At 59.3% G+C, this 21,974-nt stretch carries 18 protein-coding genes; 10 read left to right on the top strand and 8 right to left on the bottom strand.

What is annotated here, in order from left to right:
- Window positions 1-35 precede the first annotated feature (35 nt).
- The 10 genes from WBR25_RS10370 to WBR25_RS10415 all read left to right on the top strand — a co-directional run bounded on the left by WBR25_RS10370 (window position 36) and on the right by WBR25_RS10415 (window position 10,267).
- On the top strand, window positions 36-1,103 hold the full coding sequence (locus tag WBR25_RS10370; protein WP_005345409.1) for an extracellular solute-binding protein: 1,068 nt from the start codon (window positions 36-38) through the stop codon (window positions 1,101-1,103).
- Between the two features lie 449 nt (window positions 1,104-1,552).
- Window positions 1,553-2,062, top strand: a complete 510-nt coding sequence (locus tag WBR25_RS10375) for a hypothetical protein (RefSeq protein WP_257686961.1) — start codon at window positions 1,553-1,555, stop codon at window positions 2,060-2,062.
- 69 nt (window positions 2,063-2,131) lie between these two features.
- Window positions 2,132-3,250, top strand: a complete 1,119-nt coding sequence (locus WBR25_RS10380) for a hypothetical protein (protein ID WP_257691600.1) — start codon at window positions 2,132-2,134, stop codon at window positions 3,248-3,250.
- Window positions 3,251-3,515: 265 nt separating this feature from the next.
- A complete protein-coding gene (locus WBR25_RS10385) occupies window positions 3,516-4,133 on the top strand; it encodes a glutathione S-transferase family protein (protein ID WP_479749816.1) in 618 nt (205 codons plus the stop codon).
- A gap of 233 nt (window positions 4,134-4,366) precedes the next feature.
- Window positions 4,367-4,786, top strand: a complete 420-nt coding sequence (gene rbsD, locus WBR25_RS10390; protein WP_479749818.1) for a D-ribose pyranase — start codon at window positions 4,367-4,369, stop codon at window positions 4,784-4,786.
- Between the two features lie 35 nt (window positions 4,787-4,821).
- Window positions 4,822-6,351 (top strand): ribose ABC transporter ATP-binding protein RbsA, encoded by a 1,530-nt coding sequence (gene rbsA / locus WBR25_RS10395; RefSeq protein ID WP_479749819.1) that lies wholly within the window; start codon window positions 4,822-4,824, stop codon window positions 6,349-6,351.
- Complete coding sequence (gene rbsC / locus WBR25_RS10400) at window positions 6,348-7,316, top strand: ribose ABC transporter permease (protein WP_005336670.1); 969 nt, start codon at window positions 6,348-6,350, stop codon at window positions 7,314-7,316. The genes rbsA and rbsC overlap by 4 nt, the downstream gene beginning before the upstream one ends.
- A 30-nt stretch (window positions 7,317-7,346) precedes the next feature.
- A complete protein-coding gene (gene rbsB / locus WBR25_RS10405) occupies window positions 7,347-8,222 on the top strand; it encodes a ribose ABC transporter substrate-binding protein RbsB (protein WP_005360585.1) in 876 nt (291 codons plus the stop codon).
- Window positions 8,223-8,330: 108 nt separating this feature from the next.
- Window positions 8,331-9,263, top strand: coding sequence for a ribokinase (rbsK, locus tag WBR25_RS10410; protein ID WP_479749821.1), 933 nt, complete (start codon window positions 8,331-8,333; stop codon window positions 9,261-9,263).
- Window positions 9,263-10,267, top strand: a complete 1,005-nt coding sequence (locus WBR25_RS10415) for a substrate-binding domain-containing protein (RefSeq protein ID WP_139733249.1) — start codon at window positions 9,263-9,265, stop codon at window positions 10,265-10,267. Before rbsK ends, WBR25_RS10415 begins: the two co-directional genes overlap by 1 nt.
- Before the next feature lie 84 nt (window positions 10,268-10,351).
- On the opposite strand, the gene WBR25_RS10420 is transcribed toward WBR25_RS10415, so the two are convergent.
- The 8 genes from WBR25_RS10420 to pheT form a co-directional block, all read right to left on the bottom strand.
- The gene (locus tag WBR25_RS10420; RefSeq protein ID WP_479749823.1) at window positions 10,352-12,001 is read right to left on the bottom strand and encodes a GGDEF domain-containing protein; all 1,650 of its coding nucleotides are present in this window, start codon (window positions 11,999-12,001) and stop codon (window positions 10,352-10,354) included.
- Window positions 12,001-12,477, bottom strand: coding sequence for a putative pterin-binding protein (locus tag WBR25_RS10425; RefSeq protein ID WP_167569734.1), 477 nt, complete (start codon window positions 12,475-12,477; stop codon window positions 12,001-12,003). The genes WBR25_RS10420 and WBR25_RS10425 overlap by 1 nt, the downstream gene beginning before the upstream one ends.
- 91 nt (window positions 12,478-12,568) lie before the next feature.
- Window positions 12,569-13,342, bottom strand: coding sequence for a Sir2 family NAD+-dependent deacetylase (gene cobB, locus WBR25_RS10430; protein WP_005336680.1), 774 nt, complete (start codon window positions 13,340-13,342; stop codon window positions 12,569-12,571).
- A gap of 60 nt (window positions 13,343-13,402) precedes the next feature.
- Complete coding sequence (locus WBR25_RS10435; RefSeq protein WP_167569735.1) at window positions 13,403-14,044, bottom strand: GNAT family N-acetyltransferase; 642 nt, start codon at window positions 14,042-14,044, stop codon at window positions 13,403-13,405.
- A 3-nt stretch (window positions 14,045-14,047) separates the two neighbouring features.
- Window positions 14,048-15,292: a response regulator gene (locus WBR25_RS10440; RefSeq protein ID WP_279504770.1), complete on the bottom strand. Its 1,245-nt coding sequence runs from the start codon at window positions 15,290-15,292 to the stop codon at window positions 14,048-14,050.
- A complete protein-coding gene (locus WBR25_RS10445; RefSeq protein WP_479749827.1) occupies window positions 15,279-19,268 on the bottom strand; it encodes a response regulator in 3,990 nt (1,329 codons plus the stop codon). The genes WBR25_RS10440 and WBR25_RS10445 overlap by 14 nt, the downstream gene beginning before the upstream one ends.
- A 15-nt stretch (window positions 19,269-19,283) precedes the next feature.
- The gene (gene ihfA / locus WBR25_RS10450; RefSeq protein ID WP_005300715.1) at window positions 19,284-19,580 is read right to left on the bottom strand and encodes an integration host factor subunit alpha; all 297 of its coding nucleotides are present in this window, start codon (window positions 19,578-19,580) and stop codon (window positions 19,284-19,286) included.
- 3 nt (window positions 19,581-19,583) lie between these two features.
- On the bottom strand, window positions 19,584-21,971 hold the full coding sequence (gene pheT, locus WBR25_RS10455) for a phenylalanine--tRNA ligase subunit beta (RefSeq protein WP_429106683.1): 2,388 nt from the start codon (window positions 21,969-21,971) through the stop codon (window positions 19,584-19,586).
- Window positions 21,972-21,974 lie beyond the last annotated feature (3 nt).

Raw genomic sequence — 21,974 nt, forward strand, 5'->3', positions numbered from 1 at the left:
GGGCCGCAAGGCCCCATAACCCCAAGGAGTTGTTGATGACAATCCAACACAAGGCCGGCGCCCTGCTGGCAGCCGCCCTCACCCTCACCACCCCGCTGCTGAGCCAAAGCGCTCACGCGGCCGACGACAAGGTGGTCTACTTCTACAACTGGTCGGAATATGTGCCGGATGGCCTGCTGGAGCAGTTCCAGCAAGAGACCGGCATCAAGGTGATCTACTCCACCTACGAATCCAACGAGACCCTCTACGCCAAGCTGAAAACCCATGGCGACGGCTATGACGTGGTGGTGCCCAGCACCTATTTCATCTCGAAAATGGCCAAAGAGGGAATGCTGCAGCCGCTGGATCGCGCCCAGCTGCCCAACTTCAAGCACCTCGACCCTACCCTGCTCAACCACGAGTACGACCCGGACAACCGCTACTCCATCCCCTATATCTGGGGCGCAACCGGGATCGGCACCAACACCGACATCATCGAGCAGCCGGTCACCAGCTGGAAGCAGCTCTGGGCACCGGAGTGGAAAGAGAGCCTGCTGCTGATGGACGATGCCCGCGAGGTGTTCCATATCGCGCTGGTGCAACTGGGCTATAGCCCCAACACCCAGGACAAGGCGCAAATTGCCGAAGCCTTCGAATACCTGAAAAAACTGATGCCCAACGTCAAGGCGTTCAACTCCGACAACCCGGCCGACCCCTTTATCGCCGGTGAGGTCAATATTGGTATGCTGTGGAACGGCTCGGCCTACGGCGCCCAGCGCGAATACCCCTCCATCCAGATGACCTACCCCGAAGAAGGCGCCGTGCTCTGGATGGACAACCTCGCCATCCCGGCCAAGGCCAAGCATGTGAAGGAGGCCCACGCCCTGATCAACTTCCTGATGCGCCCCGATGTGGCCGCCAAGGTGGCCGAGGCAATTGGCTACCCGACCCCGGTCAAGGATGCCATTCCCCTGCTCACCCCGGCGTTTCGCAACAACCCCATGGTCTTCCCGAGCGACGAGATCAAACGCAAGGGGGAGTTCCAGTCCGATGTGGGGGATGCCTCCCGCCTCTACGAGCAGTACTTCCTGCAGCTGAAAGCCATGGTGGCCAAGGCCGGTTAAGTCGGCTGTTAATCGGCCCTTATGGGCTTAATGGATAAAGGGGGCAATTGCCCCCTTTTTCGTCTTTCGGATCTGCGACGCCTAGCCACAACGAGCCATGCACCGGCACCTGCTGCATTTTATGGAGCAGCGGGATTAGTAACCCAATAGCCAAACACCAACCGAATGAGTATGCAGATCAGGGTTGGTGATGCTGCTTGAACTGTGCAGCAAGACGATGCCGTGATACACAGCAGATTGGAGGATTTGAATGCGGTAGCAGAACGGCTAACAGCAGGCATGAAGCCGATTCAAGCGAACATACCTAGACAATTAACACATGTTAGTAATATTATGATTTTAAAGTAATTTAATTTCTCATTCACAGAATGTGATACGGCGTCATATAGATATTTATATAAATGGATTAATACGCCTTCCATCTAACTATGGTTATGTTCTAGGTTCATATGGAATCAATCTCAATAGCATTGCTCAGCTCAATTAGCAGCGTAAGCTTAGCTGCGCTACTTATCTTCCTTGGCAAAAATTGGATACTCGAAAGACTAAGAGAATCCATAAAACATGACTATGCCGTTAGGCTGGAAAGCTACAGATCTCAAATCACACGCCGTGAACAAGCATATGAAGAGATCATTAATGCTCTTTACGATAAAATTACATACTTCCGAGTTCACAAGGAAGATTATGGCCAAGGGACTGGACTGTCTGAAGAGAAGGAAAGAGAACTCTATTTGGAGTACATCAAAGCATCCGCTGCTTTATCTAGAGCAACGGATATAGGGGTTTTGTTTATATCCAAGGATTCAGTTTTCTTGCTGGAAGAACTACGAGACAGAAAACAACTTGATTATAATGAAGAACCAAAATTTGAGTTCTATGAAGCCGAGTTTATCGCTCACCAGCAGGCATTGTCAGACCTGCTAAAACAGGCACTAATTGACCTAAATCGAACATAACATTGCATTCAAGCCGACACTGCTTGCCGGTTCTCTGCACATTAAGACATTAACCTCCTAGGTAATCCCATGCATTCACTCGAGTTTCACAGGCAACATCCTGAGATTTCTATAGAACAATATGTCAAAGCAAAAACATTGGGGCTTGCTGAGTCAATCCAAGACATGGAGAAAATATATCTCGATCAACGCTTTTGGGTGCTACTTCGTGATGCACACATGGGGCGGTCTAATATTCAGGCTGCCTATAGGCTGCTCGGCACGATAAGAAGCGCTGTAACGAGCGGCAAAATTCTCTGCCCGATTAGTGAATCCGTGTTTTTGGAGTTGCTTAAACAGCAAGATCTAACAACTCGGCAAGCGACTGCAGAGCTAATTGATGAATTCAGCCATGGCATCACAATCGCCCCATACGAACAACGGGTTGCACAAGAGCTGATTAGTGTCATTACCATGCTGACACCCAACGGAGCTCAATATCATGAGCCCAAAGACCTCATATGGTCGAAACTCAGTTATGTGTTAGGCGTAGTGCACCCTTCTGAGACAGTTTTTCCTCCGGTAGAAGAACTCGTCATTCAAAAGTCATTTTTTGACCATATGTGGAATATTCCATTAGTTGAAGTACTTTCCTATCTCGAGGACGACACCTTCTTTCCACCCGAGAAGTTTGGTGAAATGGCTGACAAGCTGAATGAGCTAAATCAAAATCACCAAAATGAGGTGAAGAACTTTAAACAGCTATACCTTAATGAAATCCGCGGTGCATTAAGTCTGTTCATGCATGTACCACGCATGTGGTTGGAAAATGAATACAAAAGAGTATCGGGCGTTTCGCCTTCGTGCTCGGATCATGAAATACTTGAGCGTGAACAGAAATGGCACACAGTCTTCGGAAACTTAGTGAAAGAGAAGTCCGTGGCACTGAGATTGCCGAGTCTTCATGTTTCTGCCCTATGCCATGCAGCAGTTCGCTGGGACAAAAGAAGAAAATTGGAAGCGAATGATTTCTACGACTTTCAACATGCGGCAGCCGCAGTTGGTTACTGTAGTGCCTTCATGACGGAAAAACCTCTAAGGTCACTGCTTCAGCAAAAGCATCTCCAATTGGCAAACGACTATCCATGTCTGGTAATTGCTGACATCAATGAAGCCGTAGAGTGGATGGAAAAGCGAGTTGGTGGCTAACTTATGAATCCACAGCGTCCCTCAGTCTTTTCCAATAAAACTCAGCACTATCTGGTTCGAAGTTTTGGCCGAATAGTTTAAGGTATGGGCAAAAGGCAAGTTGGCCAAAGCCGATTAATTCTGCGCTTTTTCATTACCCCTTAGGGGTGTAGATTGGTCGGGGGGCAAACGTTGCCCCCTCTCTTTTTTCATGACCCCTCGAGGTATCACGGAAAACACGTTTTTCGCCAATATCGCGAGTGGCCTGAGCCAATCAGGAGTATTCATGTCCGATCTGACCCTCTATTTCGCTCCCGGCACTTGTGCCATGGCCGTGCAGATTGCCCTGCTGGAAGCGAATGCCCCGTTCCAACCCCGTCTCGTCAACCTCGCCGCAGGGGAGCAGCGTGACCCTGCGTATCTTGCCATCAACCCCAAAGGGCGGGTGCCTGCCCTTGTCACCGAGCAGGGCACCCTGACCGAGACCCCGGCCCTGCTGCTCTATGTGGCGCAGCGCTTCCCCGATGCCAAACTGGCGCCGCTGGACAACCCGTTCCTGCTGGCCCGCATGCAGGAGGTCAACAGTTTCCTCGCCTCCACCGTGCATGTCTCCCACGCCCACGGTCGCCGTGGCAGCCGCTGGGCCGATGACGAGCAAGCCATTGCCGCCATGCAGCAGAAAGTCGCCAGCAATATGCGCGATGGCTTTGCCCAGATTGAGCAGCACTATCTGGCTGGCCCTTGGGTGCTGGGCGAGCAGTTCAGCGTGGCGGACATCTATCTGTTCGTGGTCGCGGGCTGGCTGAAAAGCGATGGGGTCGAGATCAGTGAATTCCCCAAGGTTGCCGTGCATTATCAGCGCATGCTGAGCCGTTCGGCGGTCGCCAAGGCACTGGCCAACTAACCATAAAATCAATAGCTCGATGAATAACAAGGGTGCCAGGGCTCTGCTGACACCCTTCCTGCCTCCTCCCCTGCACTTCTTCTCCCGCCTTTGAGATCGTTTTCACATTTCCGTGGTTTTGCCGTGGCCCTTCCCCGGTAAAAAGCCTATCTTTGCGCCATGACGCAACCGGTTGCGTAACCGGTTGCCTAGCGGTTCACAGATTGACGGGCCAAGGCCTGATGAGGTGCTGTATGAAACGAGGCGTACTGCTCAATGCTCCCCTGAGTGCTCTGGTGGCACAGATGGGCCACACCGACGAGATCACCGTCTGCGATGCAGGCTTGCCCATTCCGGCAGGGCCGGAGCGGATCGATCTGGCGCTGATGGCGGGGACGCCCAGCCTTGCAACCGTACTGACCGCCCTGCTCACCGATCTGGTGGTGGAGAAAGCGATCATGGCAAGCGAGATCAAGCAGATCAGCCCCGCCGCCCATCAGGCGCTGGTCGATCAGCTCGAGGCCCATGCCGCCGCCCAGGGCAAGCCCATCGCCATCGAATACTGCCTGCACGAGGAGTTCAAAACCCGCACCCGCCAGAGCAAGGCTATCGTGCGCAGCGGCGAGGTGACTCCCTACGCCAACCTGATCCTCTGCGCCGGTGTGGCGTTCTGAATCCTTCAAAGAAGGCCTCTTCAAGGAAGCTGCAAATGAGCACAACCTCCCCCCTCTCACCCATTCTGGAGCTGACCGGGATCGTCAAGACCTTCCCCGGTGTGCGCGCCCTCGACGAAGCGGGTCTGCGGGTCTATCCGGGCCAGGTGATGGCCCTGCTCGGTGAAAATGGCGCCGGTAAATCCACCCTGATGAAGGTGCTGACCGGCATCTATCAGGCCGATACGGGCAGCGTCAGCTACCGCGGTCAACCGGTTCACTTCAAGGGGCCGCGCGACTCTCAGGATCAGGGGATCAGCATCATCCATCAGGAGCTGAACCTGCTGCCGGAGTTGTCGATTGCCGCCAATATCTTCCTCGGTCGCGAACCGCGTACCCGTTTTGGCAGCATCGACCACAAACAGCTGCGCGAGCGGGCGAGCGGCCTGCTGGCGCGACTTGGCGTCAAACATGGGCCGGATACCCGACTCGGAGATCTCTCCATCGGTGAACAGCAGATGGTGGAGATTGCCAAGGCGCTGTCGTTCGAAGCCAGCGTCATCATCATGGACGAGCCGACCGATGCGTTGACCGATACCGAGACCGAGCAGCTGTTCAAGGTGATCCGCGAGCTGCGTGAGCAGGGTTGCGGCATCGTCTATATCTCCCATCGCCTCAAGGAGATCTTCGAGATCTGCGATCGGGTCACCGTGCTGCGCGATGGCAAGTGGATTGGCGAGAAGGCGGTGAGCGATCTGGATGAAGACAGGATCATCGAGATGATGGTGGGTCGCCGACTGGAAGAGCAGTACCCGCGCCTTGAGCGCGAGCTCGGCCCCGTCAGCCTGCAGGTGAAGGATCTGGCCGGTCCCGGCGTGCGCGGGGTGAGCTTCTCCCTGCGTCAGGGGGAAATTCTGGGTTTTAGCGGCCTGATGGGTTCCGGTCGTACCGAACTGATGAAGCTTATCTATGGCGCCAGCCCCGTCAGCAGCGGTGAAATCACAGTCGATGGCCACGCGCTGGTGCCCAGAAGCCCGGCCGATGGCTTGGCCGCTGGCATCGCCTATATCTCCGAGGATCGCAAGGGTGATGGGCTGGTGCTGGAGCTGTCGGTGCGCGAAAACATGAGTCTGTGCGCCCTCGACGAGTTCATCAGCAACGGCAAGATCGACGGCAAGGCCGAACGGCAGGCGGTGAGCGACTATGTGCGCCTCTTCAACATCAAGACCCCGAGTCAGGATCAGCTGATAAAGCTGCTCTCCGGCGGCAACCAGCAGAAGGTGGCCATCGCCAAGGGGCTGTTGACCCGGCCCAAGGTGCTGATCCTCGACGAGCCGACCCGCGGCGTCGACGTGGGGGCGAAAAAGGAAATTTATCAGCTGATCAACCAGTTCAAGAAGGAGGGGATGAGCATCATTCTGGTCTCCTCCGAGATGCCGGAAGTGCTCGGCATGAGTGATCGCATCATGGTGATGCACGAAGGGCGCATCAGCGCAGAGTTCAACACCCGCGATGCCAATCAGGAGAAGCTGATGGCGGCGGCAGTCGGTAAACAGTGGCAAGCAGAGCAAGAGGCATCCCAATGACAACCCAAACCCTTTCCCGCCGTGGCGTTATGAGCAAGGCGTGGTGGATCGAGAATAAATCCCTGGTCGCGCTGCTGGTCCTGATTGGTGTGGTCTCCTTTCTGAGCCCCAACTTCTTCACCGCCGACAACCTCCTCAATATCCTGCGCCAGACCTCGGTCAACGCCATCATGGCGGTCGGTATGACGCTGGTTATCCTCACCGCCGGTATCGATCTGTCGGTCGGTTCTGTGCTCGCCCTGTGCGGTGCGCTGGCCGCGACCATGGTCGCCATGGAGTTGCCAATCTGGCTGGTGGTGCCCCTCACTCTGGGTGCCGGTGCCCTGCTGGGCGGCGTCAGCGGTCTCATCATTGCCAAGGGCAAGGTACAGGCATTTATCGCCACCCTGGTCACCATGACCGCTCTGCGCGGCATCACCATGGTCTATACCGAGGGGCGTCCCATCTCCACCGGTTTCAGTGACGGCGCCGATCATTTCGCCTGGCTCGGTACCGGTTACCTGTTCGGTCTGCCGGTGCCCATCTGGCTGATGGCTATCGTCTTCCTGCTCGCATGGTTCATGCTCAACCACACCCGTCTCGGTCGCTACATCTACGCGCTGGGTGGCAACGAATCTGCTACCCGCCTCTCCGGTATCAATGTGGATCGGGTGAAGCTGGCGGTGTATGGTCTGTGCGGCGCGCTCTCGGCGCTGGCAGGGCTTATCGTTACCTCTCGCCTCTCCTCTGCCCAGCCGACGGCGGGCATGGGTTACGAGCTGGATGCCATCGCCGCTGTGGTGCTGGGTGGTACCAGCCTGATGGGCGGCAAGGGCCGCATCATGGGCACCCTGATAGGTGCGCTGATCATCGGCTTCCTGAACAACGCCCTCAACCTGCTCGACGTATCCTCCTATTACCAGATGATCGCCAAGGCCAGCGTGATCTTGCTTGCCGTGATGATCGATAACAAAAGCAATCGTTGATAAGACAAGCCACACACAAGGAATGAAATGATGAAAAAGCTCAATACCCTGCTCGCTGCCGCCATCATGTCCGTGCTGGGCACCGCCCAGGCCGCCGATCAAACCCTGGCCATGGTGGTCTCCACCCTCAATAACCCCTTCTTCGTCACCATGAAAGAGGGTGCCGAAGCCAAAGCCAAAGAGCTTGGCTACGAGCTGGTGGTACTGGATTCCCAGAATGACCCGGCCAAAGAGCTCTCCAACATGGAAGATCTCACCGTGCGCAAGGTCGGCGCCATCCTGATCAACCCCACCGACTCTGAAGCTGTCGGCAACGCCATTCGTCTGGCCAACCGCGCCAGCATTCCGGTGCTGACCCTGGACCGCGGCGCCGCGCAGGGTGAGGTCAAGGCCCATATCGCCTCCGACAACGTGGCAGGCGGCAAGCTGGCCGGTGACTTCATCACCGAAAAACTGGGTACCGGCGCCAAGGTGATCCAGCTGGAAGGGATTGCCGGTACCTCCGCCGCCCGCGACCGTGGCGAAGGTTTTGCCCTGGCCGTGGCGGCCAACAAGCTGCAGGTGCTGGCTTCCCAGCCTGCCGACTTTGACCGCACCAAGGGTCTGAACGTCATGGAAAACCTGCTGGCGGCCCATCCGACCGTACAGGCTGTGTTCGCCCAGAACGACGAGATGGCGCTGGGTGCCATCCGCGCGGTGCAGGCTGCCGGCAAAGAGGTGATGATCGTCGGCTTCGACGGCACTGACGATGGCAAAGCCGCCGTTGCCAAGGGTAAACTGGCCGCCACCGTAGCCCAGCAACCCGCCCTGATCGGTGCCATCGGCGTCGAGACTGCCGACAAGGTGCTGAAAGGTCAGCCAGTCGAGAAATCCATTCCGGTACCGCTGCAAGTGGTCAGCAAGTAAGTGCTCGAGGGGAGGTTCGCCTCCCCTTTTCCCTCTCGTTCAGGTGCCTCCCGGCTTGGGCTCACTCAGTCATTGTGTTCAAGCCAAGATGCATCAGGAGTAGTCAACATGAATCGTCTCGTCGTTCTGGGCAGTGTCAATGCAGACCATGTGCTGCGCGTTCCCCACTTTCCTCGCCCGGGTGAAACCCTGATCGGCCACAGCTATCAGGTGGTCCCCGGTGGCAAGGGGGCTAATCAGGCGGTTGCGGCCGCCCGCCTTGGCGCCCCCGTCTCCTTTATCGCCCGCATCGGTGATGACGCCATCGGCCACCAGATGAAAACCGGCTTTGCCAAAGATGGCATCGACGTCAGCGCCGTCGAACTCGATCCCAAGCTCCCGACCGGTATCGCCATCATCTATGTGAGCGATGAGGGGGAGAATAGCATCGGTATCTCCGCCGAAGCGAACGGCGCCATCACCCCTGCGGTGGTGAAAAACCACGAAGCGATGATCGCCGACGCCCATACCCTGCTGTTGCAGCTGGAAGTGCCGCTCGAGAGCGTCCACGAAGCTGCCCGCCTGGCCCGCGCCCACGGCACCCGGGTGGTGCTCAACCCCGCCCCTGCCCGTCCGCTCTCAAGCGAACTGCTGGCGCTGGTCGACCTTATCACCCCCAACCAGACCGAGGCCGAGCTGTTGACCGGCGTAAAAGTCACCGACGAAGCGAGCGCCCGCGAGGCGGCCGCCCGCTTCCACCAGATGGGCATTGCGGACGTGATGATCACCCTGGGGTCGCAGGGGGTCTATTGCAGCAACGCCCAGCAGCAACAGCAGATCCCGGGCTTTCGGGTCAAGGCGGTGGATACCACTGCCGCAGGCGATACCTTCAACGGCGCCCTGCTGGCGGCGGAACTGGCCGGTGCCGATTTCCACAGCGCGGTGCGCTTTGCCCACGGGGCGGCGGCACTCTCCGTCACCCGGTTCGGCGCTCAGAGCTCCATCCCGAGCAAGCAGGAGGTCGACACCTTCCTGCTTGAGCAGACTGCACAGGGGCACTGATGGCCAATATCAAGGAGGTGGCGGCGCTGGCGGGGGTGTCGACCACCACTGTCTCCCATGTCATCAACGAGACCCGCTTTGTGGCCGAGGAGACCCGCGAGCGGGTCTTCGCCGCCATGCGCGATCTCAACTATGCCCCGAGTCTGGTGGCCCGCAGCCTCAAAGTGAAGGAAACCAACAGTATCGGCATGCTGGTCACCACCTCCAGCAACCCCTTCTTTGCCGAGGTGGTGCGCGGGGTGGAACGTTACTGCTTCGAGCAGGGCTACAACCTGATGCTGGGCAACACCGAGGGGCAAGCCGAGACGGCCCTCTCCTACCTCAAGATGATGCTGCGCAAGCGGGTCGATGGCCTGCTGATCATGTGCAGCGAAGGCCAGCAAGAGGTGTTCAACCAGCTCGACTGGCTCAAGAGCCTGCCGGTGGTGGTGATGGATTGGGGGCTGGTCAGCGAGGATGTGGATCTTATCGCCGACAACTCCTTCCACGGCGGTTATCTGGCGACCCGCCATCTGATTGAGCTGGGCCATACCGCCATCGGCTGCATCACAGGCCCCCACAGCCGTGCCCCCGCCAACCAGCGCCAAGCTGGCTTTGAACAGGCGTTGCAGGAGGCGGGTCTCATCGTCAATCAGGAGTGGATCCAGGAGGGTGATTTTGACTGCGCCAGCGGCCATCAGGCGATGACTCGTCTGCTGGCATTGCCCGAGCGCCCCACCGCCCTCTTTGTCTGCAACGACATGATGGCGATGGGAGCCATCAGTGCCGCCCATCAGGCGGGGCTGGTGATCCCGCGGGATATCTCCATCGTCGGCTACGACAATGTGGCGCTGGCTGAATTTATGTCGCCGCCGCTCACCACCGTCAACCAGCCCAAAGAGGAGCTGGGGCGCCTCGCCGTCACCCGCCTGCTGGCCCGCATCAACGGTGAAGCGGTGGAGAACCACCTGATCACCGTCGACCCGGACCTGGTGATCAGACAGTCCTGCGCCCCTCGCCCCTGATTTTCAGGGGCAATAAATGACACAAGGCGACCCCGAGGTCGCCTTGTTTCGTTTTATCTCTGCCGTGCAATATCGCTTTTGCCCTCAGGCCAGCGACCGGGTCTCCCTGGCTGCCAGCACTTGCAGTGGCACCAGCCCCAATCGTCGGGCCAGAGGTTGCAGCAACTCGCCATCTTCATCACCCTGCGGCAGCCAGTAGCGGACAGGCCAGCCGGCTGCCAGCTGCGCCGAGGTGGTACTGCCAATCTCTCTGAGCGCCAGAGTGCAACCCTGTTGCCGCAATCCCGCCAGCAGGGCACTATCCGGCTGTAGCGTCGGCACCAGCAACACCAGCGGCGTACGGGAAGCCTCCTGCAGATAGGCCAGTAGATGGGTCAGCTGGGCCTGGTTGTCGAGCGGGACCAGCAGTGCCCGACCATCGGCATACTGCGCCTCGTGCGCTTGCAGCACACGGGCCAACACGGGCCCCAGCACACCGCACTCCTGCAGCCAGCGCATATAGCAGGGTACTCCCTGCTCACGCCACTCAAGCGCCAATTGCCACATCTCGTTGCCCTGCCCGTCTGTGAGCTCCTGCAATGCCACTCGCAGCGGCGCTGGCTCGCGCCCCGCCAACCACTCTCGCAGCTGATGAAGCTGCTGCTGACTCAACTGCAACTGCTGCAGCATGGCAGGCTCAAACCAGCTGATCGCCCCCTCCTGGTTACGCTTGGCCTGGTTAAGGGCCAGGATGGCCTGATCCAGCAACCGGGCGGCATCCTGTTGCTGCGCCTTGGCAACCCCGAGCCGACAGGCCAGATCGAAGCTGCATTCCCGGGTCACGAACTCGAAATGGAGCAGCTCCACCAGCTCATGAATGGCGGTTTCCAGCGCATCATTCGCCTTGGTCAGCACCACGGCAAATTCATCTCCGCCGAGCCGGTAAGCGTGGCTGCCATGGGCCTGCTGCAGCTTGTTGGCCACCATCTGCAACAACCGATCACCGACCTGATAACCCAGCAGATCATTGACTTGCTTGAAGCGCTTGAGATCGAGCACCACCAAAGCGCTCACATCATCGGCATGCAGAGCGCGAGAGAGCTGCTCCTGCAGGGCACGGCGGTTGCCAAGCTGGGTCAGGGGATCGAGCAGGGCCAGCCGACGGTTCGCCAGATTGGCGCGAATGAGGGCTGCGACCAGAGCGCCACCGGTCAGCAACAGGATCAGTTGCCAGATCTGCAGCCAGAACAGGCTGTTGCGGATCTGGCTGACCGAATGCTCCCGCTCCTGGCCGGAGAGGATCTGATCCCCTATCTGTTCGATGAGACGGGTCTGGCTGGCGATCGCCTCCTGCAAGCGGGCAAGCTCAGCCCCCTCGCGCAGCGCACCAGCCTCCATCTGGGGTTCGAGCTGCTTGATCTGCTCGAACAGGGTGGCCAGCACCTTGCCGAGTCCGTGCCGCTGGCGCATCTCGGCGGTTTCACTGCTGATGAGGAAGATATCGAGCCGGTTCCACAGCAAATCGTAATCAAGGCTCAGGGTCTCCATCGACAATCTGCCAGCCCGATAGAGCTGCAGGTCGTAGAGGAAACGCTGGGATTCGAGCATCACCTGGCTGATGTTCCAGTGGACATTGCGGTAGAAGGTATCGACCAGCTGCTCCTGCCGATACTGCAGATAGAGGCTGCTGCCCGACGAGAGCAGAAACAGCAGCGACACCGCAACCAACAGCAGATTTTGGCGGGATAGCCCCATCAATCGACGATCTCGATGCGGGTCACCTGCCACACCATGCAGTTATGGATGGCGGGCGCGTCCAGCTTGGGATAGGTGGTGAACGGGATGAGCAGCCAAAGCGGCCCCTTGTTGCGCCGGGTCAGCGGTTTGCCGTCCTCCTGACGCACCAGGGTCAGCGGCACGCCGTCGAACAGGGCCAGATCCACCACCTGCTGATAGCCGTTGAGGGCCGAAACGGCGATCTTGCGAGCATCCGGGATCCCTTGCGCCGCCAGCACGGCTGACAGGGTCGGCCCGCGATAGTGGTGAGCGCCCTGAGTCCAGGGGGTAGTGGTGGTGAATTCGGTCTGTGGCAAGGCGGAGAGGGCCGCCTCATCGAGGCTCACCTGCTGGCCATCTGGCAGTACCAGGGTCATCAGGGGGATGGAGGCCGATGCACTGGCACTGGCCAGCATCAGGAGAAAAAAAGCGATCCATTGCTTTACTGCGGTCATGGTAATTTGCGCCAACTGCGTCCCATTTTTTAAATGGTTGCCAGTGTGGCGATTTCACCGAACCATTGCAACTGTCCCGTCGCACAGTAGCTCAGGGACCACGCATCTCCATCCAGTTGTGCCCCTCGACTTGCCTCGGTTGATGAATGCCGCACGCCTCCAGCAACTCATCGACATAGGCGGGCACCAGCAGGGAAGCTGGGCCATAGCGTTTTTCGTCAAACTGGCTACCTACCTCGCTCGGTTCGAGATTGAGCTCGATGGTGTGCGCCCCGTTCAATCCCGCTTCATGGACAAACCCGGCGGCCGGATAGACAGCGCCAGAGGTGCCGATGGAGATAAAGAGATCGCACTGGGCCAGCGCACTGTAGATGCGATCCAGCCCGAGCGGCATTTCGCCAAACCAGACCACATGGGGACGCATCGGCTGGGGAAACTGGCAGCAGGAGCAGAGCTCGTCCTGATGGAGATCACCGCGCCACTCGATCACCTGACCGGACTCGGGGCAGCGGGCCTTGAGCAGCTCGCCGTGCATATGGATAAGGTTCTTGCTGCCAGCGCTCTCGTGCAGATTGTCGATGTTCTGGGTGACCAGCGTCACCGAACCGGGCAGCAGTCGCTCGAGGCGGGCCAGCGCATAGTGGGCCGGATTGGGGTGAACCTGAGGCTGTTGCAGCTGTTTGCGGCGGGAGTTGTAAAAGCGCAGCACCAGTTCGGGATCCCGGGCATACCCCTCGGGGGTCGCCACATCCTCGACCTTGTGCTCTTCCCACAAACCGTCGCAGGCACGAAAAGTCTTGATGCCGGATTCGGCAGAGATCCCCGCGCCGGTCAGGATCACGATATGTTTATATGACTGCGCCATAAGCTGCTCCGTCTATCCCCGCACAATAAATGTGACCTTAGCACAGGGAAAAAAGTGTCACTATTCGCCCTTGGTCTTAAGCGGCGCCGCTGGCGGTGCGGGTAACCAGGCATCCAGTACCGACAGATCCAGCCTGACAAAGACCATCTCCCGCCCGGTCACCAGGGTCAGCGGCAAGCCAAGGCGCTTGAGCAGGGTCAGCATGGGCCGGTTCTGGGCCAGCACTTCCGCCGTCCACTCCCGGATCCCGTCCTCCCTGGCCAGCAGTGCCAGCGCCAGCAGAATGCGCCTCCCCGCCCCCTTGTGCTGAAAGTGATCCGCTACGATGCAGGAGAACTCCGCCCGATCGGGATGAAGGCGGCGGCGGATTGATTGCGCCTGAGCCAGCGGCTCACCGGCCAGATCGGTCAGTAGCAGCGAGATCTGTTGTTCGGGATGGTAATTGAGATATTGGGCTACCTGTTCCGGTGGCGGCGTCCGTTTCGGACGCATAAAGCGCAGATAGATGCTCTCTTCACTCAATGCATCGTAAGCGGCCAGCATGCGGGCAGGCGCCACACCATGCAGCTCGCGCAGCAGGCAAGGCACCCCGGAGACCTGCATCGCCAGTGGCAGCGCGGCCCGTGAAACCGGATGGGGCCAGCCATCCAGCCCTTTGCCGAGACGCTCCCGGTGCATGGGCCAGCAGAGGTAGCGCGGCATGGCTTACCAGCGCCCCGTCATACCGCGCTCTCGCCACACCTCGACGTCGAGCAGGTTGTAAGGATCATCCAGATAGACAGCGATCCCCAGCTCCCGAACCCGGGTCATAAAGCGTCCCAGCAGGGAGTCACCGGTCAAGGACTCCATCTCCGGCAAGATCCCCTGCCCCAGCAGCAAGGCTTGCAGCGGCAAACGCTCCAGCAGATCGAATGGCAGATGCTGGCTGTTATCGAGCAGCAGCGCCAGCTTGCTCCCCGCCAGACTGGCTTGCAGCACCAGCGCGAAGCGATCGGCGTTGCCGAGCAGGTGGTCACGACGGTGGATAAGCAGGGTCAGTTCGGCTGGGGTGCGCGACTGCTCCGTCAGCCAATCCTTGAGCGCCTCCCAGCGGCTGGGCAAACCCGTCACCGCCAGCCAGACCGGATGAGGGGTCGCGGGACTGGAGAGCAGCCCTAGCTGACCCTGCACCTCCCCCTGCCAACGGCGAATAGAGCGGCGCTGGCCGCTCAAGCGCTGTTGACGCAGCGGGCCCAGATAGAGTCGACGCAGCAACCTGAGCAGCTCGTCGCAATCAAGCGGCTTGGCCAGTGCCGCCAGAATGTTGAAACCGGCATCGTGCAGCAGGCGGCGGGCACCGTCGATCAGCGTCTGCTCATGGGCCGAGAGCAGCACGATGGGCAGCCCGGCCTCCTGCAACTGGGGCTGGTTCATCAGCAGACTGATGGCATCTTGCTCCACCAGACTGAGATCGCACACCAGCAGGCTGATGTCGCCCGCCGACAATGCCGCAAGGCAGGCCGATTCATCCTGTACCCACTGACAGGAGAGCCCCAACCCGGCGATGGTCTGTTGCAATTGCATCCCCTGAAACGGGTGATCCTCGAGCAGCAGCACCTTGTTAGCGGCCAGCCAGTTGCACCAGTTACGGTAACTGGCGGCAAGCCCCCCCAGCCAATCCTCGCCGATAGCGTAGATCCCCTCATGCTGCTGCAACTGGGGAAAATAGTCCGCCTGCTGATGAGCGGCGGGGTCGTAAAGGGCAATGGCACCTGCCGCAAACAACCCTTCCCACTGCCAGCAGGCATCCGGTCGGGTACGGTGCAGCGTGACATAGGAGGGCAATGTCATGGTGCTGGCCAACTCATGGGCGGTGCTGTCGAGGGCATAGAGCACAATGGGGCAAAATCCGGCCGCCTCATGCTCTTCCGAATCGAGCAACGCCAGTAATTCTTCATCAGTGATGATCATCTTGAGCCCTCTTTGAAAACTGCTGGCTGAACTCATCCAGTGCCCGGTTCAATCTGGCTTGCAGCATCGGATGGGGCGCCTGTTGCCACTCTTCAATGACCGCCACCAACGCGGTCGCCCCTACCATTCTGGCGGCCCCCTTCAACTTGTGTAAAGCAGCATTCACGCCAACTTCATCTTCTTCTGTGCTGCAGCGCTCAAGTTCGGCCAAATCATCACGGGTAGCCTTCAGATAAAGGGCGGCCAGTTCATCGGTCAGCAGCGAGGCAACCGGTGTCGGGGCGACAACATTGCTCCCCTCTTTGGCAATATGGCGCAGCAAGGTCGCCAGCTCCTTGAGGGCGACCGGCTTGTCCAGATGGCCATCGCAACCGCAGGATTGCAGCTCCCTTGCCGCCTGATCACTGAGATCTGCGGTGATCACATAGACCGGCAGACGGGCCCAACGGGCGGATTGGCGCAATTGCCTGCACAGCTCGGCCCCGTTCATCACCGGCATCTGCAGATCGGTCAGCACAAAATCCACCTCCTGCTGCGCCAGCATCTCCAGCGCCAGTTGCCCGTTGGCGGCAGTGATAACGCTGGCACCAAGTTGGCCTAGTTGCAGGCTGATCAGCTCGCGATTGACATCGTGATCTTCAACCAGCAGTACCCGCATGCCGAGCCCGGGCTGGGTGCCGGCGACCGGTTGATCCGGGGTCAAGCGTGGTTGCAGCACGGTGATGATGGTCCCGGGCACCCAGGACTCCCCTTGCCAGGCCCAATAGTAGAGCCCCTTCTCGTCCACCTCCGCTTGCAGCGTATCAACGGCGTTGCTGACGGTGGCGATCCCCAATCGACTGAGCCAGGGCGACAGTGCTTGCGCCTCATCGTGGGGTAAAGAGAGTGCCAGCTGCCGCACATTGGGCTGCCAGTCCGGCGCCTGCTGCACCCGCTTCAGGGGCAACTCGCAATAGAAGCGGCTACCGCCTCCGACGCGTCCCTCGACATCGATAAGCCCCCCCATCTGCTCGATCAACTGCTTGCAGATCGCCAGACCAAGACCGGTGCCCGGCGCCCGCAGTTGCCCTTCAACGGCAAACTGCTCGAACGGCATAAAGAGCGTGGTGCGCATCTTGGCGGTGATCCCCGGCCCCTGATCATCCACACCGAAGCGCAAGGTCGATGCGACCACCTCGGCCCAGAGCACCACTTCCCCACGCAGGCTGAACTTGATGGCATTGGAGAGCAGGTTGTGGAGCACTTGCCGTACCCGGTGAGGGTCGAGGGTCTGCAGGGCTGGCAGAGCCGGATCCAACTTAAGGCGCAGTTGCAACCCCTTGGCCCGCGCCTTGGTCCAGTGCACTGCCGCCACGTGCTCGCACAGCTCGGCAAAATCGGTGGGCTGGGGCGAGAGGGAGAGTTTGCTGTTCTCGTTGCGGCTAAAGTCGAGCACATCGTTGAGCAGGCCGAGCAGCTCATCCCCCGCCTGACGCACCCGTGCCAGCGCCGAATCCTGCTCTCTCGACAAAGGGGTGCTGGCCAGCCACTCCAGCAAGCCGAGCATGGCGTTCATCGGCGTGCGGATCTCGTGGCTGATGGCGGCCAAAAAGCGCCCCTTGGCCAGAACTGCCTGTTGCGCCTGCTCATGGGAGTGCTGCAATGCCTGATCCTGCTCGACCCTGGTAGTGACATCCTGCATCACCGCATAGATCCGCCAACCCTGCGGCTGACTGCGGCCACGGCCATAGAGCTGCAACCAGCGCAGACCCTTTGTCGGATGGTAATAGCGCATGGTGAACGCGAAGGGTTTGCCAGCCTGCAACATGGCGAACATCTCACGGCTTACCCGACGACGATCCTCGCGCTCCAGCATAATGAGCACCCGTTTGGGCTCACGACGGATCTGCTGACTCGCCAGCCCCAGCAGCTCGTAACAGCCCCGGCTGATAAACTCGATCCCCCCTACCCGTCCCCGCTCGAACATAAACTGCAGCACCACGCCGGGAACGGTATTGGTCAGGGCACGCAGGCGGCGCTCTGCCTGACGCAGAAAACGGGCCTGCTCACGCAGCACACTGATATCCGACAGGGCGATGAGATCGGTGGCAGGTGCCTGCTTGTCCAGTCGCAGCGGATGCTGGGCATAGGCAAAGACCTGATCCCCCAGCACCAGCTCCCCTTCACTCTTCTGGGGCTGTACCGGCGGCAGCATCAACTGTTGCGAATAGCGCAGGGCCAGACGTCGCCCCTGTTTATTGGATTTGATCACCTTGCCCTGGCTGTTGCGCAGATAGACGGGCACCGGCAACGCCTGAAACATGGTTTCCCGCAGCTCGCTCTCGATGGCCAGCGCCTTCTCGGCGGCGTGACGCTGGGCCACTTCCCGTGCCAGTTGCTGGCGGGAACGCCAGATCCCGCCGATGACAATGCTGCTGATCAGCAGTGCCATGGCGATGGAGCCAAACCAGGCGGCGTAGCTCACGCCAGGCTGCTGCACGACGAGCAAGCGGCGCCAGCGCTGGTTAAGTTCGTCGATCTGGGTGCTGGTCAGTGCCATCAGGTTGCGATCCATCACCCCGGCCAGTTCGGTCTGACTCTTGTTGATGGCAAAGCCAAGACTGAAGCGATCTTCCAGCTCCTCGATATCGAGCCCTTCCAGCAAGTTGGTACGCTGGGGATATTGCAGCTGATATAGCTCGCTCAGCATGGCGTCAGCCTTGCCCTGTTTGATCGCGGCAAGCCCCTGCTCGAGGCCGTCGGTGCGAACCCACTCCTGATCACCGAGCAGGGCGAGCAAGGAGGGATCGTAGAGGGATTCCGGCACCAGAATACGCTGCCGCTTGAGTTGGGTGATGCGATCGGCAGCCAGCTTGCGCTTGCTGATCAAGGCAAACCGGTTGGTGGAGATCGTCCGACTGAAAATGAACTGATCCGTCAATGCCGGGGATTCCGGCAAGCCGGCCATCATATCCGCCTCACCACGGCGCAGCTTTTCTACGGCCTCCGCCTTGCTGGCGGCAGGCACCAGCTTGTATTTCAGGCCGGTCTCCTGGGTGACCCAGCGCAGCACATCCGCGCTCCACCCTTTCGCCTCCCCCAGATCATTGACGCCGCTATAGGGCATCAACTCAGGATTGACCACCAGGCGAATGGTGCGCCCGCGGCCGGATAACCAAGCCTGTTCGGTATCGCTGAAGTGGGGTTGGTTAACGTAGAGCGACCCCTGATCGAGATAACGGGCCAGATCGGTATAGATAGTACCGGCGGGCATATGACGGATCAGGGTGTCCACCAGATTGGCCAACTCCGGCTGATCACGCATCATCAGGCGATAGCTGATGATCCGATCCTCACCAAACAGGCGGCGCAGGCGCAAACCATCGGCAGGAAACTCGCGCATCAGATAGCGCAGTTGCAGATAGTCCCCCAGATAGGCATCCCCCTTGCCACTCTGCAGCGCGTCGTAGACCTTCTCTCCGCTCTTTAGGGAAATAATGCGCGCCTGAGGATAGAGCTCGTGCAGCAGGCGGGCAGAGTCTGCCACCGAGTAGACCAGAAAGCGGGCCTGTTTGAGATTTTCACCCTTGTAGAGGATGGCGGCATCGGTCTCCATCATCGGACGGCTTAACCGCATGCCCTCCACGGCCTTCTTGCGGGTTCCAACATAGGGAATGATGTCGCAGTCACCCTCTGCGAGCCCATTGCGCAATGTCTGCCAATCGGGCAGCTCTTTGAGCACAAGCGGAATCGGGAACAGCTCCTGCAACCGGGCGAGGCGATCCTTGAGCAGTCCCCCCTCGGCCATCAGGTATGGTGGAGGAAGCGTCGCAGGATAACAGAGCGAAAGCTGACTCAGTGAATTTACATAAGCCTGGGTCGCCGGCGCCAACGGCAGCACTGTGGTCTGCAAAGGCTTGGCGTGCAATGGCAGTGCCAGTACGGCACCCAGAAGAAAAACAGGGAATTTGGTCATCTGAAAACAAAAGCCAGGCATCTGCCTGGCTTTTTATCACTCGTTGGGTTCAACATTTTCTACCCTGGCCTTGAGCTTCTGGCCAGGCCGGAAGGTCACCACGCGGCGGGCGCTGATAGGAATATCCTCGCCCGTCTTGGGGTTGCGTCCGGGACGCTGATTCTTCTCACGAAGGTCAAAGTTACCGAAGCCTGAAATCTTGACTTGTTCACCACGCTCAAGCGCCTGTCGGATTTCCTCAAAGAAGGCTTCCACCATATCTTTGGCTTCACGCTTGCTCATCCCGAGCTGGGTGAACAGGTGCTCTGCAATGTCGGCTTTGGTAAGCGCCATAGATCAATCCCTCAAGGATGCATTCAACTCTTCACCAAGGGCCCGCACGACATTGTCTACGGTCTCGGCAATCTCTTTCTCCTCCAGGGTGCGCTGGGTGTCTTGCAATACAAGACTGATGGCCAGGCTCTTCTTGTCCTCTGCCATACCAGCACCCTGGTATACGTCAAACAAGTTTATTCCAACTACCTGATTTCCGCCAACTTTTTTAATTACCGCAAGCACATCACCTGCCAGAACCTGACGATCGACCACGACGGCGATGTCGCGACGGTTCGCCGGGAACTTGGAAACTTCGGCTGCCACAGGCACCTTGGCCGGGGTCAGCTTGTCCAGCTCCAGCTCAAACATCACCACACGGCTCTTGAGGCCCAGCTTCTTCTCGAGGCTCGGGTGGATCACGCCGATGTGGCCGATGATCTCGCCATTGCGCAGGATGGCTGCGCTCTGGCCCGGGTGCAGGGCGCTGTGCTCGGTGCGCTCGAAGGTAAAGGTGGCCCCTTCGGCGGTCAAGTCGAGCACCGCTTCCAGATCCCCTTTCAAATCAAAGAAGTCGGCTGCGCGGGTTTTGATGTCCCAGTGCTCGTCGCTCTGGTTGCCAGTGATGACACCGGCCAGCATCGGCTCCTGACGGATACCGTTCTCGGCGCTTTCATCCTTGATGAAACGCAGACCCTGCTCGAACAGACGCACGCGCGGCTGCTGACGGTTCTGGTTGTAAACGACGGCCTGCACCAGACCCGGGAACAGAGAGACACGCATGGCGGACATCTCGACCGAGATCGGGTTCGGTAGCACGATGGCATCGCTCTGCGGGAACAGGGTTTGCTGGGTCTTGGGATCAACGAAGCTGTAGGTGATCGCTTCCTGGAAACCGCGGTCAACCAGCAGGTCGCGCACGCGCTTCAGGGTCACCTGCCCTTCTGCCTGCTCCACCATCGCCAAGGAGGCAGCGGGTTTTAGGTTCGGGATGTTGTTGTAGCCGTAGATGCGAGCCACTTCCTCGATGAGATCTTCCTCGATGGCGATATCGAAACGCCAAGAGGGCGCCAACGCAGTCCAACCGTCAGTATCCACAGTGACTTGCATGCCGAGGCGGGTCAGGATCTCGACCACCTGAGCATCAGCCACGCTGATACCGATCACCTTGTCGAGCTTGCTGCGACGCAGCTTGATGGGTGCCGCTTTCGGCAGATGGGCATCGGATTTGACCTCGATGACCGGGCCGGCTTCACCGCCGCAGATGTCCAGCAGCAGACGGGTGGCACGATCCATTACCTTGGCTTGCAGCTGCGGATCCACCCCACGCTCGAAGCGATGGGAAGAGTCGGTATGCAGACCGTAAGCACGGGCACGGCCGGTGATGGAGAGCGGCGCGAAGAAGGCGCACTCCAGCAGGATGTCGGTGGTGGTCTCGGATACACCGGTGCGGTTGCCACCGAAGATACCGGCCATACAGGCAGGGCCTTTGGCATCGGCAATCACCAAAGTGGTCTCTTTGAGCTTAACTTCGTTGCCGTCGAGCAGGGTCATCGGCTCATCAGTGTGGGCGCGACGCACCACCAGTTCCCCTTCCAGGGTAGCCAGATCGAAGGCGTGCATCGGCTGACCGTATTCCAGCAGCAGGTAGTTGGTGATGTCGACGATGGCGTCGATGGAACGAATGCCGCCACGGCGCAGCTTCTCTTGCATCCAGAGCGGGCTCTGGGCCTGCAGGTTCAGCCCCTTGATGACGCGACCCAGATAACGGGGGCAATCGGCGGTTGCTTCAACCCGGATCGGAAAAGTTGCGTCAATGGTGGCAACTGCAGGTGCCCAGGTCGGCTCGACCACGTCCACGCTGTTGAGCACGCCAATTTCACGAGCCAGACCGGCGATACCGAGGCAATCGGCACGGTTCGGAGTCAGATCCACATCGATGGATACGTCGTTCAGATTGAGGTAGTCGCGAATATCGGTACCGATGGGGGCATCGGCCGGCAGCTCAATGATGCCATCGGCTTCAACGTCGATACCCAGCTCGCTGAAAGAGCAAAGCATGCCGTGAGACGGCTGGCCACGCAGCTTGGCTTTCTTGATGGTGAAATCACCCGGCAGGGTCGCCCCTACTTTGGCCACACACACTTTCAAGCCCTGACGGCAGTTCGGCGCGCCACAGACGATGTCCAGCAGCTCGGCTTCACCCACGTTGACCTTGGTCACCCGCAGCTTGTCGGCGTCCGGATGCTGGGCGCACTCGACCACTTCACCCACCACCACATTGTTGAACTGGCCAGCAACCGCTTCCACGGCGTCCACTTCCAGACCGGCCATGGTGATCTGCTCGGCCAGTGCATTGTCACTCAACTCGGTGCGGACCCACTCCATCACCCAGGATTTACTGAATTTCATGTT

The organism is Aeromonas sp. MTB (assembly GCF_056632455.1).

Excerpts from the sequence above, each read along its gene's own strand:
- WBR25_RS10370 (WP_005345409.1), top strand. The coding sequence starts at position 36 with ATGACAATCCAACACAAGGCCGGCGCCCTGCTGGCAGCCGCCCTCACC.
- WBR25_RS10375 (WP_257686961.1), top strand. The coding sequence starts at position 1,553 with ATGGAATCAATCTCAATAGCATTGCTCAGCTCAATTAGCAGCGTAAGC.
- WBR25_RS10380 (WP_257691600.1), top strand. The coding sequence starts at position 2,132 with ATGCATTCACTCGAGTTTCACAGGCAACATCCTGAGATTTCTATAGAA.
- WBR25_RS10385 (WP_479749816.1), top strand. The coding sequence starts at position 3,516 with ATGTCCGATCTGACCCTCTATTTCGCTCCCGGCACTTGTGCCATGGCC.
- rbsD (WP_479749818.1), top strand. The coding sequence starts at position 4,367 with ATGAAACGAGGCGTACTGCTCAATGCTCCCCTGAGTGCTCTGGTGGCA.
- rbsA (WP_479749819.1), top strand. The coding sequence starts at position 4,822 with ATGAGCACAACCTCCCCCCTCTCACCCATTCTGGAGCTGACCGGGATC.
- rbsC (WP_005336670.1), top strand. The coding sequence starts at position 6,348 with ATGACAACCCAAACCCTTTCCCGCCGTGGCGTTATGAGCAAGGCGTGG.
- rbsB (WP_005360585.1), top strand. The coding sequence starts at position 7,347 with ATGAAAAAGCTCAATACCCTGCTCGCTGCCGCCATCATGTCCGTGCTG.
- rbsK (WP_479749821.1), top strand. The coding sequence starts at position 8,331 with ATGAATCGTCTCGTCGTTCTGGGCAGTGTCAATGCAGACCATGTGCTG.
- WBR25_RS10415 (WP_139733249.1), top strand. The coding sequence starts at position 9,263 with ATGGCCAATATCAAGGAGGTGGCGGCGCTGGCGGGGGTGTCGACCACC.
- WBR25_RS10420 (WP_479749823.1), bottom strand. The coding sequence starts at position 12,001 with ATGGGGCTATCCCGCCAAAATCTGCTGTTGGTTGCGGTGTCGCTGCTG.
- WBR25_RS10425 (WP_167569734.1), bottom strand. The coding sequence starts at position 12,477 with ATGACCGCAGTAAAGCAATGGATCGCTTTTTTTCTCCTGATGCTGGCC.
- cobB (WP_005336680.1), bottom strand. The coding sequence starts at position 13,342 with ATGGCGCAGTCATATAAACATATCGTGATCCTGACCGGCGCGGGGATC.
- WBR25_RS10435 (WP_167569735.1), bottom strand. The coding sequence starts at position 14,044 with ATGCCGCGCTACCTCTGCTGGCCCATGCACCGGGAGCGTCTCGGCAAA.
- WBR25_RS10440 (WP_279504770.1), bottom strand. The coding sequence starts at position 15,292 with ATGATCATCACTGATGAAGAATTACTGGCGTTGCTCGATTCGGAAGAG.
- WBR25_RS10445 (WP_479749827.1), bottom strand. The coding sequence starts at position 19,268 with ATGCCTGGCTTTTGTTTTCAGATGACCAAATTCCCTGTTTTTCTTCTG.
- ihfA (WP_005300715.1), bottom strand. The coding sequence starts at position 19,580 with ATGGCGCTTACCAAAGCCGACATTGCAGAGCACCTGTTCACCCAGCTC.
- pheT (WP_429106683.1), bottom strand. The coding sequence starts at position 21,971 with ATGAAATTCAGTAAATCCTGGGTGATGGAGTGGGTCCGCACCGAGTTG.